General features: G+C 73.2%; 14 protein-coding genes. 8 read left to right on the plus strand and 6 right to left on the minus strand.

Annotated features, from left to right (window positions below):
• Positions 1-2 precede the first annotated feature (2 nt).
• On the minus strand, positions 3-1,379 hold the full coding sequence (locus VFR90_RS02680; protein ID WP_326404445.1) for an MdtA/MuxA family multidrug efflux RND transporter periplasmic adaptor subunit: 1,377 nt from the start codon (positions 1,377-1,379) through the stop codon (positions 3-5).
• A gap of 232 nt (positions 1,380-1,611) precedes the next feature.
• Positions 1,612-2,241, minus strand: coding sequence for a LysE family transporter (locus VFR90_RS02685; protein WP_326404446.1), 630 nt, complete (start codon positions 2,239-2,241; stop codon positions 1,612-1,614).
• A gap of 130 nt (positions 2,242-2,371) precedes the next feature.
• On the opposite strand from VFR90_RS02685, the gene VFR90_RS02690 reads away from it, so the two are divergent.
• The 4 genes from VFR90_RS02690 (at position 2,372) to VFR90_RS02705 (ending at position 7,721) form a co-directional block, all read left to right on the plus strand.
• The gene (locus VFR90_RS02690) at positions 2,372-3,742 is read left to right on the plus strand and encodes a cyclic di-GMP phosphodiesterase (RefSeq protein WP_326404447.1); all 1,371 of its coding nucleotides are present in this window, start codon (positions 2,372-2,374) and stop codon (positions 3,740-3,742) included.
• Positions 3,739-4,002 (plus strand): hypothetical protein, encoded by a 264-nt coding sequence (locus VFR90_RS02695; protein ID WP_326404448.1) that lies wholly within the window; start codon positions 3,739-3,741, stop codon positions 4,000-4,002. The genes VFR90_RS02690 and VFR90_RS02695 overlap by 4 nt, the downstream gene beginning before the upstream one ends.
• Positions 3,999-6,551, plus strand: a complete 2,553-nt coding sequence (locus VFR90_RS02700; protein WP_326404449.1) for a sensor domain-containing protein — start codon at positions 3,999-4,001, stop codon at positions 6,549-6,551. Before VFR90_RS02695 ends, VFR90_RS02700 begins: the two co-directional genes overlap by 4 nt.
• 72 nt (positions 6,552-6,623) lie before the next feature.
• Positions 6,624-7,721: a PA0069 family radical SAM protein gene (locus VFR90_RS02705; RefSeq protein WP_326404450.1), complete on the plus strand. Its 1,098-nt coding sequence runs from the start codon at positions 6,624-6,626 to the stop codon at positions 7,719-7,721.
• Between the two features lie 10 nt (positions 7,722-7,731).
• On the opposite strand, the gene VFR90_RS02710 is transcribed toward VFR90_RS02705, so the two are convergent.
• From VFR90_RS02710 to VFR90_RS02720, 3 genes are all read right to left on the minus strand, one after another.
• Positions 7,732-8,205, minus strand: a complete 474-nt coding sequence (locus VFR90_RS02710; protein WP_326404451.1) for a VOC family protein — start codon at positions 8,203-8,205, stop codon at positions 7,732-7,734.
• A gap of 64 nt (positions 8,206-8,269) precedes the next feature.
• Positions 8,270-8,758 (minus strand): GFA family protein, encoded by a 489-nt coding sequence (locus VFR90_RS02715; RefSeq protein ID WP_326404452.1) that lies wholly within the window; start codon positions 8,756-8,758, stop codon positions 8,270-8,272.
• A gap of 103 nt (positions 8,759-8,861) precedes the next feature.
• Positions 8,862-9,998, minus strand: coding sequence for a metallophosphoesterase (locus tag VFR90_RS02720; protein ID WP_326404453.1), 1,137 nt, complete (start codon positions 9,996-9,998; stop codon positions 8,862-8,864).
• A gap of 139 nt (positions 9,999-10,137) precedes the next feature.
• On the opposite strand from VFR90_RS02720, the gene VFR90_RS02725 reads away from it, so the two are divergent.
• From VFR90_RS02725 to corA, 4 genes are read left to right on the plus strand one after another with little or no spacing between them, the layout of a single operon-like run.
• Positions 10,138-11,148: an LLM class flavin-dependent oxidoreductase gene (locus VFR90_RS02725; RefSeq protein WP_326404454.1), complete on the plus strand. Its 1,011-nt coding sequence runs from the start codon at positions 10,138-10,140 to the stop codon at positions 11,146-11,148.
• Positions 11,149-11,186: 38 nt separating this feature from the next.
• A complete protein-coding gene (locus tag VFR90_RS02730; RefSeq protein WP_326404456.1) occupies positions 11,187-11,909 on the plus strand; it encodes a c-type cytochrome in 723 nt (240 codons plus the stop codon).
• The gene (locus tag VFR90_RS02735) at positions 11,906-13,198 is read left to right on the plus strand and encodes a c-type cytochrome (RefSeq protein ID WP_326404457.1); all 1,293 of its coding nucleotides are present in this window, start codon (positions 11,906-11,908) and stop codon (positions 13,196-13,198) included. The genes VFR90_RS02730 and VFR90_RS02735 overlap by 4 nt, the downstream gene beginning before the upstream one ends.
• Positions 13,199-13,211: 13 nt before the next feature.
• Positions 13,212-14,177, plus strand: coding sequence for a magnesium/cobalt transporter CorA (corA, locus tag VFR90_RS02740; RefSeq protein ID WP_326404458.1), 966 nt, complete (start codon positions 13,212-13,214; stop codon positions 14,175-14,177).
• 13 nt (positions 14,178-14,190) lie between these two features.
• Here the strand turns inward: corA and VFR90_RS02745 are convergent, their stop codons facing one another.
• Positions 14,191-15,681 carry a DUF3526 domain-containing protein gene (locus VFR90_RS02745; protein WP_326404459.1) on the minus strand — a complete coding sequence of 497 codons (1,491 nt, stop codon included), beginning with the start codon at positions 15,679-15,681 and terminating at the stop codon, positions 14,191-14,193.
• Positions 15,682-15,689 lie beyond the last annotated feature (8 nt).

Below are 15,689 nucleotides of genomic sequence, written 5' to 3' on the forward strand. Positions count from 1 at the left end.
TGTCAAGGCGCGCGGCCGGCCTCGAACGGTGCGGAGGCGCGCCGGTACGGGCGGCTCGCGGCGTCCGGGCCCGGGGCCGCACCGGCCGCGGGCGCCGCGCCGGGCGGGCCGCGCCGGCCGCCGCCCGGCGGCTCGCTTGCGCCGGCACGCAGCCTCGGGTCGCTGGCGATGACCTCCACCTTCGCGCCTTCGCGCAGCCGGTCCACGCCGTCGATCACCACCCGCTCGCCGGCCTGCAGCGCACCGCTGACGGCCATCCAGTCGCCGTCGACCGCACCCGTCTTCACCACGCGCGTCGAGACCGTGCCGTCCGCGCCGACCACGTAGACGTAGAAGCCCCGCGCGCCGCGCAGCACCGCGGCCGGCGGCACCGCGAGCGCGTTCTCCTGCGTGTCGAGCTCGAGCTTCACGCTGACCGACTGGTTCGGGAACAGCGCCTCGTCGCGGTTTGCGAACTCGGCCTTGGCCTTGATCGTGTCGGTCGCCGGATCGATCGCGTTGTCGATCGTCGCGAGCCTGCCGAGCGCGAGCCGCTGCGCGCCGCCGCGGTCCCAGGCCTCGACGACCAGCGGCTCGTTCGCGCGCAGCTTCGCGGTGATCTGCGGCAGGTGCGCCGAAGGCACCGCGAAGACGAGCGCGATCGGCTGCGTCTGCGTGATCGTGACCAGCCCGTTCGCATCGCCGGTCTGCACCAGGTTGCCGAGGTCGGCCTGCTTCAGGCCGACGCGGCCCGAGATTGGCGCGACCACGCGGGTGTACGAAAGCTGCAGGCGCGCCGTCTCGACCGCGGCCCGGTCGGTCTGCACCGTGCCTTCGAGCTGGCGCACCAGCGCTTCCTGGGTGTCGAGCTGCTGCTTTGCTATCGCGTCCTTCGCGAGCAGGTCGCGGTAGCGGGCCAGGTCGATGCGTGCGTTCTCGAGCTGCGCGCGGTCGCGCGCCAGCGTGCCCTCGGCCTGGCCGAGTGCGGCGCGGAAGGCGCGCGGGTCGATCTGCGCGATCACCTGGCCGGCCTTGACCTGCTGGCCCTCCTTGAACGAAAGCGACTGCAGCACGCCGGCCACCTGCGCGCGCACGACGGCGGTGTTGCTCGCGCTGATCGAGCCGATCGCATCGACCACGACGCGGATGTCGCGCAACTCGGCCGGCTGCACCGAGACCGGCTGCACGCCGGCACCGAAGCGGCGGTTCGCGCCGCCCGGGCCACCGCCGGCGCCGCCGGCACGTGCGCCCGGCTCGGCGCCGCCGGCCGCCGGCTGCGTGCTACGCGCGTGCCACCACCAGCCGCCGAGCGCCGCGAGCACCACCGCCAGGGCCAGCATCCACGGCCAGACGGCACCGCGCTGGGTAGCGGGTCGTGGCGACTCGAATCGAAGGTTCATGGGGGTCGGTGGCTCGTGGCTGGCCGGGGAAGGCGCCTCGCAGTGTGCCGCCCGCACCGCGTCGCCCGCCCGGTTCAATCAGGCGCTTGATTCGGCCGCCCGGGCACGAGCGGCGTCTTGCAGCCCGGTAAAGAAACTTGAACGGCGTGCCGTCGCGGCGCGCGTCGAAGCCGTTCGACCGCGGCGGCCAGCCGGCAGCCCCCACCGTCCGCGACGGCCTCGCGTGGCGGTGCTAGCCGCCGCGCCGCACCGTCGCCAGCAGCGCCGCGACGCCGACGAAGAGCCCGCCGAAGCAGCGGTTGATCCAGCGGATCTGCCCCGGCTCCTTCAGTGCACGCAGCAGTTGCGCGCCGAGCGCGGTGTAGACGGCCATCACGACCAGATCGGTGAAGCCCAGCGTCGCCGCGATCCACAGGTACTGGGTGCCCAGCGGCCGGGCGAGGTCGAGGAACTGCGGCACCACCGCCAGCAGGAATACGGTGCCCTTCGGGTTGACCGCGTTGACCGCCCAGCCGCGCAGCACCATCGCGAGCGGCCGGGCGAGCTCGGCCGAGGCGGCATCGGCGACCAGCGGGCGGGCCGGCGCGCGCCAGTGCGAGATCCCCAGCCACAGCAAGTAGGCGACGCCCACCCACTTGACCACCGCGAAGGCGAGCGCCGAGGTCGCGATCAGCGCGCCCACGCCGATCGCGACGGCGAGCACCTGGGTCCAGATGCCGAGCACCAGGCCGATCGTCAGCGGGTAGCCGCGCACGAAGCCGTGGCGCGCGCCGGCGCTCATCGCGGCCACCGCGCCCGCCCCCGGCGAGATGCTGATCGCCCAGGAGGCGGCGAAGAAGGCGAGCCAGGTCGACGGTTCCATGCGGCACCCCACGGCGATGCGACACGGCGAATGTAGTGCCGCGTGCCGCCGCGTCGGCGCCTTGCGCTCAAGCTTCGCCAGCCGCTGCCGAAAGCCCAGGGGCGGGCAGCCCCGCATCCGAAGTCCAACCATGCACGAGACCCTGACCCTCACCGTCGGCCAATTGCGCCCGGGGCTCTACATCCACCTCGATCTCGGCTGGATGGACCATCCGTTCCCGCTGAGCCATTTCAAGATCACCGGCGATTCGCACCTGGCGACGCTGCGCACGCTGGGCCTCGGCCGCGTGCGCGTCGATGCCGAGAAGAGCGACGTGGCGGTGCTCGAGGCCCGGGTTGCCGAAGGCCTGCTGAGCGCGAAGCAGGCCGAGGCGAACTCGGTGCTGCGCGCACAGGCCGAGGCGCGGCGCGCGGCCGAGGCCGCCGCCGCGATCGGCGAGGCACCGCCGCCGGCGCTTTCGCCCGAAGCCGCCGAGCGGCTCGCGCGCCGCGCCGCGCTCGAAGCGGAACAGGCCTGCGCCGCGCTCGCCGAGCGCCGCTACAACGAGGCGAGCAAGGCGCTGAAGGCCGCCTTCGACCTCGCCTTGAAGCAGCCTGCGGCCGCGCGCGAGCAGGCCGAAGGCCAGGTGCGCTTCTTCCTCGACCACCTGCTCGGCGCCGAAGAACTGGCGATCCGGCTGCTGAGCGAATCGGCCGGCGACCGCGCGGCGATGCACGGCATCAACGTCGCGGTGCTCTCGCTGCTGCTCGGCAAGCAGGTCGGCCTCACGAAGGACGAGATGTTCGACGCCGGCGTCGGCGCGATGCTGCACGACGTCGGCAAGATCGAGCTGCCCGACCGCGTGCGCTGGCTCGACGCCAGCGCGCCCGGCGTGCCGCAGCACGAGCGCCAGTATTACCAGGAGCACGTGAGCCGCGGCGTCGTGATCGGCCGCGGCATGAACCTCGCGCCCGGCGCGCTGCTCGTGATCGCGCAGCACCACGAGCATGCCGACGGCAGCGGCTTCCCGCTGCGCCTGACGGCCGAGCGCATGACGGCCGCGGCGCGCATCGTCGCGCTCGTCAACCGCTACGACCGGCTGTGCAACCCGCCCACGCTCGACAAGGCGCTGACGCCGCACGAGGCGCTGGCGCACATGTACAGCCAGCTCAAGCACCGCTTCGACGCCGCGGTGTTCGCCCTCTTCATCAAGATGATGGGCGTCTACCCGCCGGGCTCGCTGGTGCAGCTGAACGACGAGCGCTACGGCATGGTCGTCGGCGTCAACGCCGCGCGGCCGCTGAAGCCGCGCGTGCTGGTGCACGACGCGAAGACGCGCCGCGAGGACGCGCTGCCCCTCAGCCTCGAATCGCTGCCCGGCCTGGGCATCCGGCGCAGCCTGCGCACGGCGCAGCTGCCGGCCCATGCGCTGGGCTACCTGTCGCCGCGCCCGCGCATCACCTACTTCTTCGAGCCGGCCGGCGCCGTCTATCCCGAGGCCACCGCCGGGGCGGCACGATGAAGCTGCTGGCGCGCTTCCCGCAGATCCTGGTCGGCGGCCGCCGCGCGGCCGGCAACGCCAGCGAAGTCGTCCAGCGCAGCGCGTTCTGGCCGACCACCCGCAACCACGAGGAGACGCTGAACCATCCGCTCGGCAGGCCGGTCGGCCCATTGCCGCCGGCGCAGCGCGCGCTCGTCGAGCGCCCGCGCAACGACTGGGCCAGCACCGTCGCCGCGTGGCGCAGCACCACCGGGCTCGGCAGCCGCGAGGACCGCACATGACCGACACGTCGCTGCTGCCCGCATTGCCCGCGCCGCCGGCGTGGCAGGCGCTGCTCGACGGCCTGATCGAACCGGTCTGCCTCGTCGAGCCGCAGCACCTCACCGTGCTGGCCGCCAACCCCGCGGCCGGCCGGCTGCTGGGCCACGCGCCGGCCGTGCTGGTCGGCCGCTCGGTGTTCGATCTCGCGATCACCCCCGAGGACCAGTCGTTCTGGGAGGACGTCGTCGCCGGCCATGCGACGCCCACCGGCGTGCAGATCCATTCCGATTCGCTGGTGCGCCACGCCGACGGCCGCGTGCTGCCGGTCGAGCGCTGCGTCAGCCGCGTGTGGCTGCGCCCGGGCCAGGCCATCTACGTGCTCGGCCTGCGCGACCTGTCCGCGCAGCGCCAGGCCGAAGACGAGCTGGAGAAGATCGTCGCCGAGCTGCGCGCGACGCGCGAATCGACCGCCGAAGGCCTGCTCGTGACCGATCTCGACGGCACGGTGCGCGCCTGCAACCGGCTGTTCGCCAAGCTCTGGGATCTGCCCGAGGTGCTGGTCGCCGAGCCCGACGACCGCGAGATCCGCCAGTGGATGCGGGAGCAGGTGCTCGACGAGCGCGAATTCGCCGAGCGCCTGCGCGAGCTCGACGGCGACCCGCTGCTGCGCGGCAGCGACCTCCTGCGGCTGCAGTCGGGCCGCGTGCTCGAACGGGTGGTGCTGCCGCAGTACAGCGGCGGCCGGCCGGTCGGGCGCATCAGCTCGTTCCGCGACGTGACCGAGATGCTCGCCAACGCCGAGCGCCAGGAGCTCGCGGCGCGCGTCTTCGAGTCGAGTCTCGACGCGATCTTCGTCACCGACGCCGAGCACCGGATCGTCGCGGCCAACGCGAGCTGCGAACGCCTGACCGGCCTTGCGCGCGAGGAACTGATCGGCTTGCGCACCGACCGCCTGCTCAGCGAGCCCGACGGCCCGGGCGACGCCTGGTTCGCGACCGCCGCCGCGCGCCTGACGCGCCAGGGCTTCTGGGAAGGCGAGCTGCGCCACCGCCGCGCCGACGGCACGGTGCTGCCGGGGCATGTGTCGCTGGTGCGCATCGGCGGTGCCGCTTCGCAGCCGACGCTCAACGCGGCGAGGAGCCGCGCCGCGGCGGCCGGCGCGAGCCTCGCCGGCGGCGCCGCCGCGGCCCGGCACGTCGGCTTCTTCAAGGACCTGAGCGAGACGGTCGCGGCGCACAAGCGCATCGAGGAGCTGGCCTACACCGACGCGCTGACCGGCCTGCCCAACCGCGTGATGCTGGCCGAGCGGCTGGAGTTCGCGCTGGCGATGTCGCAGCGGCACGAGACGCCGTTCGCGCTGCTGTTCCTCGACCTCGACCGCTTCAAGCAGATCAACGATTCGCTCGGCCACGTCTCGGGCGACCGCGTGCTGGTCGAGGTGGCGAGCCGGCTTTCGACCTGCGTGCGGCAGGTCGACACCATCGCGCGCCTGGGCGGCGACGAGTTCGTGATGCTGCTGACGCAGACCGACGCGCGCGGCGCCGAGACCATCGCGCGCCGCGTGATCGACGTGCTGGGCCTGCCCTTCGACCTCGACGGCATGAGCTTCTCGGTCACCGCGAGCATCGGCATCGCGATGTTCCCGACCGACGGCGAGTCGATGAACGACCTGATCAAGAACGCCGACGCCGCGATGTACCGGGTGAAGGAGCGCGGGCGTGCGGGCTTCCGCTTCTACCAGCCGCAGATGAACGTCGACCTGCTCGCGCGCATGAAGCTCGACCACGCGATGCGCGTCGCGCTCGAGCGCGGCGGCTTCAGCCTGCACTACCAGCCGCAGGTGGACATCGAGACCGGCGCGGTGATCGGCGCCGAGGCGCTGCTGCGCTGGATCGACGAGGACCTCGGGATCATTCCGCCCGGCGAGTTCATCCCGGTCGCGGAAGAGAGCGGCTTCATCGTCGCGCTCGGCGACTGGGTGCTGCAGGAAGCGGTGGCGCAGGCCGCGCGCTGGCAGGCCGAAGGGCGGCCGGTGCGCGTCTCGATCAACGTCTCGGCGCTGCAGTTCCAGCAGCTCGACTTCGTCGAGCGCGTCGCAGCGGTGCTGGCCAGCGCGCAACTGCCCAGCGAATGGCTCGAGCTGGAGCTGACCGAGTCGATCCTGGTGCGCGACGCGAACGAAGCGCTGCAGCGCCTGCGCGCGCTCGACGCGCTCGGCGTGCAGCTCGCGATCGACGACTTCGGCACCGGCTACTCGAGCCTCGGCTACCTGAAGCGCTTCCCGATCAAGAAGCTGAAGATCGACCGCAGCTTCATCAAGGGCCTGCCCGGCGACGCCAGCGATGCCGGCATCGCCTGCGCGGTGATCCAGCTCGGCCGCGCGCTCAACCTGCGCGTGATCGCCGAAGGCGTGGAGACGCCCGCGCAGCGCGACTTCCTGCGCCGCAACGGCTGCCACGAGTACCAGGGCTGGCTGTTCGCGCCGGCGCTCGAAGCCGCGCAGTTCGCGCGCCAGACGGCAGGGCGGATGGCCGGCGCGGCGGGCGCGCCGGACGCGAACCGCGCCTGACCGGCTGCGCGCAGGACAGGCCCCGGGTTCGGCCGGGTGCGAGGCTGTATGGAAACCCAGTAACCTCGCCGCATGGGCGAGAGCATCGATCCGCGTGCGCCGGGCGCCATCCACGGCCGCGGCACGGCGGTGCGCATCGCCCACCGCTACGAACGTCAGGCACGCGAGGCCTTCTTCGACGGCTGGCCCGAGGATGAAGACATCGACGCGGGCGCGCCGCCGCCCGCGACGACGGTGCGCGACGAACAGGCCGGCTCCATCCTCAGCCGCAACGACTCGCCCGACATTCCCTTCGAGCTTGCGATCAACCCCTACCGCGGCTGCGAGCACGGCTGCATCTACTGCTACGCGCGGCCGACGCACAGCTACCTCGATCTCTCGCCGGGGCTCGACTTCGAGACGAAGCTGGTGGCGAAGGTGAACGCCGCCGAGCTGTTGAAGCGCGAGCTCGGCCGTCGCGGCTACGTGCCGAGCCCGATCAACATCGGCTCGGCGACCGACGCCTACCAGCCGATCGAGCGTCGCCTGCGGCTCACCCGCGCGGTGCTCGAGGTGCTGTGTGCCTGCGAGCACCCGTTCACCATCGTCACCAAGTCCGCCGGGATCGAGCGCGACCTCGACCTGATCGCGCCCGCCGCGCGGCGCCGGCAGGCGCAGGTGTTCATCAGCGTGACGACGCTCGACGCCGCGCTCGCCCGCAGGCTGGAGCCGCGCGCTGCCTCGCCGCGGCGCCGCCTGCTCACCGTGCGAAGGCTGGCCGATGCCGGCGTGCCGGTGGACGTGAACCTCGCGCCGGTGATCCCGTTCATCAATGAGCCCGAGATCGAGGACATCGTCGCCGCCGCCGCCGAGGCCGGCGCGCGCGCGATGCACTACACGGTGCTGCGCCTGCCCTGGGAGGTGGCGCCGCTGTTCCGCCAGTGGCTCGACCAGCACTTCCCCGAGCGCGCCGCGCGCGTGATGGCGCGGGTGCAGGAGATGCGCGGCGGCAAGGACTACGACGCCGATTTCTCGACCCGCATGAAGGGCGCCGGCATCTGGGCCGAGCTGATCCGCCAGCGGGTCTGGAAGGCGGCGGACAAGCGCGGCATGACGCGCGAGCGCGTCGCGCTCGATGCAAGCCGCTTCAGGCCGCCCGGCAAGGACGCGGCGCAGGGCGCCTTGTTCTGATGCGGTGCCGTCAGCCGCGGATCGCCGCTTCGATCGCCGCGACGTCGATCTTGCGCATCGGCATCATGGCTTCGAAGGCGCGCCGGGCCGTCTCGCCGCCCCGGGCCATCGCGTCGGTCAGCACGCGCGGCGTGATCTGCCAGCTGATGCCCCACTTGTCGCGGCACCAGCCGCATTGGCTTTCCTCGCCGCCGTGGCCGACGATCGCGTTCCAGTAGCGATCGGTCTCTTCCTGCGACTCGGTGGCGATCTGGAACGAGAAGGCCTCGCTGTGCTTGAAGGTCGGCCCGCCGTTCAGGCCGATGCAGGCCACGCCGGCGACGGTGAACTCGACGACCAGCACCGCGCCGGCCTTGCCGCCGGGGTAGTCGGCCGGCGCGCGGTGCACCGCGCCGACGCTGCTGTCGGGGAAGGTCGCGGCGTAGAAGCGCGCGGCGTCCTCGGCGTCGTGGTCGTACCAGAGGCAGATCGTGTTGCGGGCCATGAGCGATCTCCTGGAATGGCTGTGGCGCAAGCATGCATGAGGCTCGATGACCCCGCGGGCCGCCTCAATCGACCCAGAGGCCGCGCTCGCGGTGCCAGTCCTCGAGCGTGGCTTCGGGGTGGCCGTCGAAGCAGCGATCGCCCGCGCCGATCGCGGGCTCGACCCACCTGGCTTTCGACGCCAGCATCATGTGCACGCTCGAAGGCGCCTTCGGCAGCGCGCTGTCCATGGCTGAAGCGAACGGGTGGAAGAGCTCGGGGTACGTGGGGTCGAACATCCACAGCGCCGTCGCGCAGGCCGCACAGAAGTGCCGCTCGCCGCCGCTGACGCGGCAGGCGCCGTGGACGTCCGCCAGCTCGGCGCGGTACACGGCGGTCTCGCCCTCGACCCTCAAGCTGCGCTTGTCGGCATGCAGGTTGATCGCGTAGCCACCGCCGCCGGCCGTCTTGCGGCAGATCGAGCAGTAGCACCGCATGAAGGGCACCGGCGCGTGGCTTTCGGCGCTGAAGCGGACCTTGCCGCAGCGGCACGAGGCTTCGAGCTTCAACGGCATGGCGACTCCCTGTCCAGAGGCCCGGCAGCGGCGCGCCGGCATGGGAGCGCGCCTCTCGCACGGGTCTTCGTCGACCCGTGCGGTGGCAAGGGAGGCGCCCGCCTCAGCGCCCAGCCGGCTCGCGCGCCGCGACCAGCCGCACCCGCGTGATCTCCGACGGCGCGCCGAGCCGGATCGGCGGCCCCCAGTAGCCGGTGCCGCGGCTCGTGTAGACCCACAGCGCGCGCAGCCGGTGCAGCCCCGCGGTGTAGGGCTGCTGGAAGCGCACGAACAGGTTCCAGGGCCAGAACTGGCCGCCGTGCGTGTGGCCGGAGAGCTGCAGGTCGAAGCCGGCCTCGGCCGCGGCGGCCGCACTGCGCGGCTGGTGGGCGAGCAGCACGCGCAGCGCCGCATCGGCCGGCGCGCCGCGGATCGCGCGGTGCGGATCGCTGCGGTCGTCGGGCGTGAAGTGGCCGGCCGAGTAGTCGGTGACGCCGGCCAGCACCAGCCGGGCGGGGCCTCGTTCGATCACCACGTGCTCGTTGTTCAGCACCCGCAGACCGAGCTGGCGCAGATGCGCGATCCACTCGGCCGCGCCGCTGTAGTACTCGTGGTTGCCGGTCACGAAGAAGGTGCCGTGGCGCGAGCGCAGCCCGGCCAGCGGCTGCACGTCGGCGGCCAGGTCGCCGACGCGGCCGTCGACCAGGTCGCCGGTGATCGCGATCGCGTCTGCATCGAGCCGGTTCACCACGTCGGCGATGCGCTGCACGTAGCCGCGCTTGACGGTCGGGCCGACGTGCACGTCGCTGATCTGCACGACGGTGAACCCGTCGAGCGCCGCGGGCAGCCCGGCGATCGGCACGCGCACTTCGCGCACGCGGGCGGTGCGGCGCGCACCGACGACGCCGAGCACCACGCCGGCCAGCGCCAGCAGCGGCACTGCCAGCGCGGTGGGCCCGGCCAGCGGCGGCAGCTCGAAGGCGCCGCCCAGCAGACGGCTCGCAAGCAGCACCGCGTCGCGCAGCAGCGTGGCGACGAACAGCATCGAGAACAGGCCGAGCGCCAGCATGCCGATCCAGGTGCGGCGGTCGGCGGCTGCGCGGTCGTGCGCGCGGCGGCTGCGAAAGCCGATCGGGATCGCGAGCCAGCAGGCCAGCAGCAGCGCGAGGAAGAGGCCGGCGGCGACGGGGCCCGGCAGCTCGGGCGCGACGCGCCAGCCGATGTACAGGTGCGCGAGCGTGGCGACGGCAAGGATCGGCATCGCCGCCAGATGGCGCCGCGGCGCGTTCGTTCAAGCCGAGGGCGGCGAAACCTGCCTCCGCGCCGGCCGGGCCGGCGCCGCCGGCCGCGAGCGGCCCTGGCGAACGTGATGGCACCGACCTTTGGGCACCATGCACGACATGGCCGTCCCCGCGTTCAACACCCCCCTGTCCGTGCTCGACCTGGCGCCGATCGTCGAAGGCGGCGACGCCGCGCAGGCGCTGGCCCACAGCATCGAGCTGGCCCAGCACGCCGAGCGCTGCGGCTACCGCCGCTACTGGGTCGCCGAGCACCACAACATGGAGGGCGTCGCCAGTTCGGCGACCGCGGTGCTCGTCGGCCGGCTCGCGGCGGCGACGCGGACGATCCGCGTCGGCTCCGGCGGCGTGATGCTGCCCAACCACGCGCCGCTGGTCGTCGCCGAGCAGTTCGGCACCCTCGCGACGCTGTTCCCCGACCGCATCGACCTGGGCCTCGGCCGTGCGCCCGGCACCGACCGCGCGACGATGCGCGCGCTGCGCCGCCGGCTCGACGCGAGCCACGACGAGGACGAGTTCCCGCAGGACGTCGTCGAGCTGCAGGGCTACCTCGCGCCGCTGTCGCGCTCGCAGACGGTGCGCGCGATCCCTGGCGCCGGCACCGAGGTGCCGATCTGGCTGCTCGGCTCCAGCCTGTACAGCGCGCAGCTCGCGGCCTACCTCGGCCTGCCGTTCGCGTTCGCGTCGCACTTCGCGCCCGACCTGCTGCTGCGCGCGCTGGAGACCTACCGCGCCGGCTACCGGCCTTCGGCGAAGTGGCCCGAGCCGCACGTGATGGTCGGCGTGAACGTGGTGTGCGCGGCCAGCGACGAGGAGGCGGCGCACCTGTTCACCTCGATCCAGCTGCGCTTCCTCGGCATGCAGCGCGGCGAGCGCGGGCCGCTGCCGCGGCCGATCGAGCCGGCCGAGCTGGAGACGTGCTGGAGCGCGCCCGAGAAGGCGCAGGTGCAGCGCATGCTGGCGGCCTCGGCGGTCGGCTCCGCGCAGACGGTGTGGCGGCAGCTCGGCTCGCTGGTCGCGCAGACGCGCGCCGACGAGCTGATCGTCGCCGGCGCGATCCACGACCACGCGGCCCGGCTCGCGTCGTACCAACTGCTCGCGGCGCGGCCTTGACGCCGGCCGGGCGCTGGCCGACGCCGCGGCCCTGCACGATGCGCGCACTGCGGGTGCTGGCTGCCGTCGTCCTGCTCGCCGGTGCGGGCCGCGCCGCTTCGGCGCAGCAGCCGGCGCCGGACAACCCCGCGGCCGGCGTGCAGGACACGATGGCGCAGCGCATGCAGGCCTGCGTGGTCTGCCACGGCAAGGAAGGCCGCGCGACCAACGCCGGCTACTTCCCGCGCATCGCCGGCAAGCCGGCCGGCTACCTCCACAACCAGCTGCGCAACTTCAAGGAGGGCCGGCGCCGCCATGCCGCGATGCATCACCTGGTGCAGCACATGTCGGACGACTACATGCGCGAGATCGCGCAGTACTTCGCCGCGCTCGACCTGCCGTATCCGCCGGCGCAGCCGGCCGCGCTGACGCCGGCGCGCATCGGCCTCGCCCAGCGTCTGATTCGCGACGGCGCGCCCGAACGCGGCATCCCCGCCTGCGCGGCCTGCCATGGCGAGACGATGGCCGGCAAGCTGCCGGCGATGCCCGGGCTGCTGACGCTGCCCGGCGACTACCTGATCGCGCAGTTCGGCGCCTGGCGCACCGGCCAGCGCCGCGCCCACGAGCCCGACTGCATGGGCGAGGTCGCGCGGCGGCTGACGCCCGACGAGATCACCGCCGTGGCCCGCTGGCTTTCGGCGCAGACGCTGCCGCTAGGCACCGAGCCCGAGCCGGCGAGCCGCGCGCCGCTGCCGCTGGCCTGCGGCAACGCAGCGCCATGAGTGCGATCGCGCGCACACGCCGGTGGAGGCGCCGGCTCGGGGCCGTTGCGGGTCTCGTGCTGGTGCTCGGGCTCGTGCTTGCCGGGCTCGTCGCGTGGCTCAACCTGCGCGGCGAAGCACCGCTCGAAAGCGGTACCGCGGTGCGCGCGAGCGCGGCGCTGATCGAGCGCGGCGCCTACCTCGCGCGCGCCGGCAACTGCATCGGCTGCCACGCCGGCGTGCAGGGCGAGCCCTTCGCGGGCGGGCGCGGCGTCGAGACGCCCTTCGGCGTCGTCTACGCCTCCAACCTCACGCCCGACGCGGCGACCGGCCTGGGCCGCTGGTCGCCCGCCGAGTTCTGGCGCGCGCTGCACCACGGGCGCTCGAAGGACGGCCGCCTGCTCTACCCGGCCTTCCCCTATCCGAGCTACACGCGCATGCGCCGCGAGGACTCGGATGCGCTCTACGCCTTCCTGCGCGGCGTCGCGCCGGTCGAGCGGCCCAACCGGCCGCACGCGCTGCGCTTTCCCTTCGGCACGCAGCCGGCGCTGGCGGTGTGGCGGGCGCTGTTCTTCGAGGCCGAGGACTTCGCGGCCGATCCGGCGCAAAGCGAATCGTGGAATCGCGGCAAGTACCTGGTGCAGGCGCTGGGCCATTGCACCGCCTGCCACTCGAGCCGCAACGCGCTGGGCGCGACGAGCCTCAATGCCGAGTTCGCCGGTGGCCTGATGCCCGACGGGAGCTGGTATGCGCCCTCGCTCGCGAATCCGCGCGAAGCCGGCGTGCAGGCCTGGCCGCGCGCCGAGGTCGCCCGGCTGCTGAAGACCGGCCGCTCCACCCACGCGACGGTCGCCGGCCCGATGGCCGACGTCGTCTACACCAGCACGCAGCACCTGCGCGACGACGACCTCGACGCGATGGCGCAGTTCCTCGCATCGATCCCGGTGCGCGAGGCGCCCAAGCGCGCGTTCGAGCGCGCACCGGAGCCGACGCTCGCACGCGGCGCCGCGCTCTACGAGACGCACTGCGCCGCATGCCACGGCGATCGCGGCCAGGGCGTGGCCGGCATCTACCCGGCGCTCGCCGGCAACCGCGCGGTGACGCTCGGCTCGCCGGCCAACGTGATCCAGGTGATCCGCTGGGGCGGCTTCGCGCCGAGCACCCCGGGCCATCCGCGGCCCTTCGGCATGCCGCCGTTCTCGCAGGTGCTCGGCAACGACGAGATCGCCAGCGTCGCGAGCTTCATCCGCCAGTCCTGGGGCAACGGGGCGGCGGAGGTGACGCCGGTGGCGGTGCGGCGGGTGAAGTGAACACAATCCCGCCATGCTCATCAACTGCGTCGCCTACCGCGAAGGCAAGAAGCTCGCGGAACTGCCGGTCGAACGGATCAGCGAGTACGTCGCGCAGCCGGGCTGCTTCGTCTGGGTCGCGCTGCACGACGCGACGGCCGAGGAACTGGCCGAGATGCGCGACGAGTTCGGCTTGCACGAACTGGCGGTCGAGGACGCGCTGCACGGCCACCAGCGCCCGAAGATCGAGGAGTACGGCGATTCGATCTTCGCGGTGATGCACCTGGTGCAGCGCGACGCGGCCGGCAACCTGCAGGTCGGCGAGGTCGACGTCTTCGTCGGCCACAACTACGTTCTCTCGGTGCGCAGCCGCAGCAACGAGGGCTTTCGCATCCGCGAGCGCGCCGAACGCGAGCCGCATCTGCTGAAGCACGGCGCGGGCTACGTGCTCTACGCGCTGATGGACGCGGTGGTCGATCGCTACTTCCCCATCCTCGACGCGCTCGAGAGCGAGCTCGAGACGGTCGAGGAACGCATCTTCGACAAGGGCACCGCGAAGAACAACATCGAGCGGCTGTACGACCTGAAGCGCAAGCTCACCGTGCTCAAGCACGCGGTCGCGCCGCTGCTCGAAGCCGCGAGCAAGCTGCACGGCGGGCGCACACCCTACATGTGCCGCGGCACGCAGGAGTACTTCCGCGACGTGGTCGATCACCTGCTGCGCATCAACGCCTCGATCGACGCGATCCGCGAAACCATCGGCACGGCGATCCAGGTGAACGTCTCGATGGTCGCGATCGAGGAGGGCGAGGTCACCAAGCGCCTCGCGGCCTGGGCCGGCATCTTCGCGGTCGCGACCGCCTTCGCCGGCATCTGGGGCATGAACTTCGAGGCCATGCCCGAGCTGAAATGGCAGTGGGGCTACCCGATGGCGCTTGCCGTGATCGCGGCGTCGTGCGGCTTCGTCGCGTGGCGCTTCCGGCGCGCCGGGTGGTTGTGAGGCGCGGCCTTTCTCAGACCGGCACGTAGCGCCGCAGCCGCCGCGCCGCCGCGAACAGCAGGGCGAGCGTCGGCAGCAGCAGCCCGACGGCCGCCGCCACGACCGCGGCGACGACCGCCCCCGGCGCCAGCCGCGCCGGCTCGAAGCGCGGCAGCGCCGCGTAGTCGGCCGCGGCGAGCGGCCGGTTCGCGAGCACCTTCGGCCGGAACCACGCCTGCCAGCGCGCATGGAAGCGCGCGACCTCGTCGTTGAACGCGCGATAACGCGCGGTGCCGGTGCCGGCCAGATCGTTCAGCGCCTGCTGCATCACGACCGCGGGCGACACGAAACGCAGGCGATCGACGAGCGCCTGCTGCGCGGCCAGCCGCGCGTCGTAGCGGGCGATCTCGGCCTGCACGTTGGCCGCAGCCGCGGCCTGCAGCGCGACGCGGCGCACGCCGCGGGCGTGGTCGCTGTCCGGCGCGATGCCGGCCGGGTCCATCTCGGGATGCTCGGCGTGGAAGCGCGCGAGCGTCGCCTCGGCGTCGCGGTGGACCGCGATCTGCGAGGCGCGCAGCCGCTCGACCATCTCGGCACGCGACGGCACCGGATGCAGCACCTGGATCGCGAGGCCGAGCAGCGTCGGCAGCAGCAGCGCCAGCGCGATCCACGCGCCGGCCAGCACCAGCGCGTTGCTCGCCGCGCTGCGCCCGCGCAGATCGACCCATGCCGCGAGCGCGAACCAGAACGCGAGGTAGGCCGCGAGCAGCAGCGCCCAGCCGCCGAGCGCCAGCGCGCCGTGCATCGCATCGAAGCCGTCGCCGAGCGCGAGCGCGGCCGCGCCGGCCGCGAGCAACGCGCCGTACAGCAGCGCAAAGCGCAGGCCGAGCTTGGCCGCGAGCAGGCGGCGCAGCCGGATCGGCTGGGCCAGCAGCAGCTTCAGCGTGCCTTGCTCCTTCTCACCGGTGAGCAGGTCGTGCGCGAGCGCGAGCGCCAGCAGCGGCGCGAGGAAGACGACCACGAAGGCAAGGTCGAAGCTGCCGTTGAGCAGGTGCGCGGGGTTCTCGATCTCCTCGGCGAACAGGAAGCTGTCGGCGTTGTCGGTCGAAACCTTCACGTAGGGCGGGTTCAGGTCGCTCTGGCCGAACGAGACGAGCGCGAGCGGCTCGCGCGCGATCGCCGCGACCGTCGCGCCGTGGCGCAGGCCGACCCACAGCGCCGAGCGCGGGTCGTAGAACGCGCCCTGCGGCTTCAGCGCGCCGGCCTCGACGGCGGCGAGATCGGCGCGCAGCTTGTCGATCCGCTGCACTTCGTCGGCGCGCGCGGCGGCGACGGCGGCGTCCTGCCGCGCGAACCAGGCGGCGCCGTTCGCGAGCGCGTAGCCGCAAGCGAGCAGCAGCGCGAGCGCGAGCCACAGCAGGTGCCGGTCGGCGAGCATCAGGCGCAGCTCGTGGCGCAGCAGCACGCCGAAGGGCGCGCTGCGCTCGCCCGCGAGCGCGGCGTGGGCAGGCGGGGCGATGGCCATCGTCGGCT

It is taken from the genome of Methylibium sp., from assembly GCF_035762065.1.
GTDB lineage: Bacteria > Pseudomonadota > Gammaproteobacteria > Burkholderiales > Burkholderiaceae_C > Methylibium.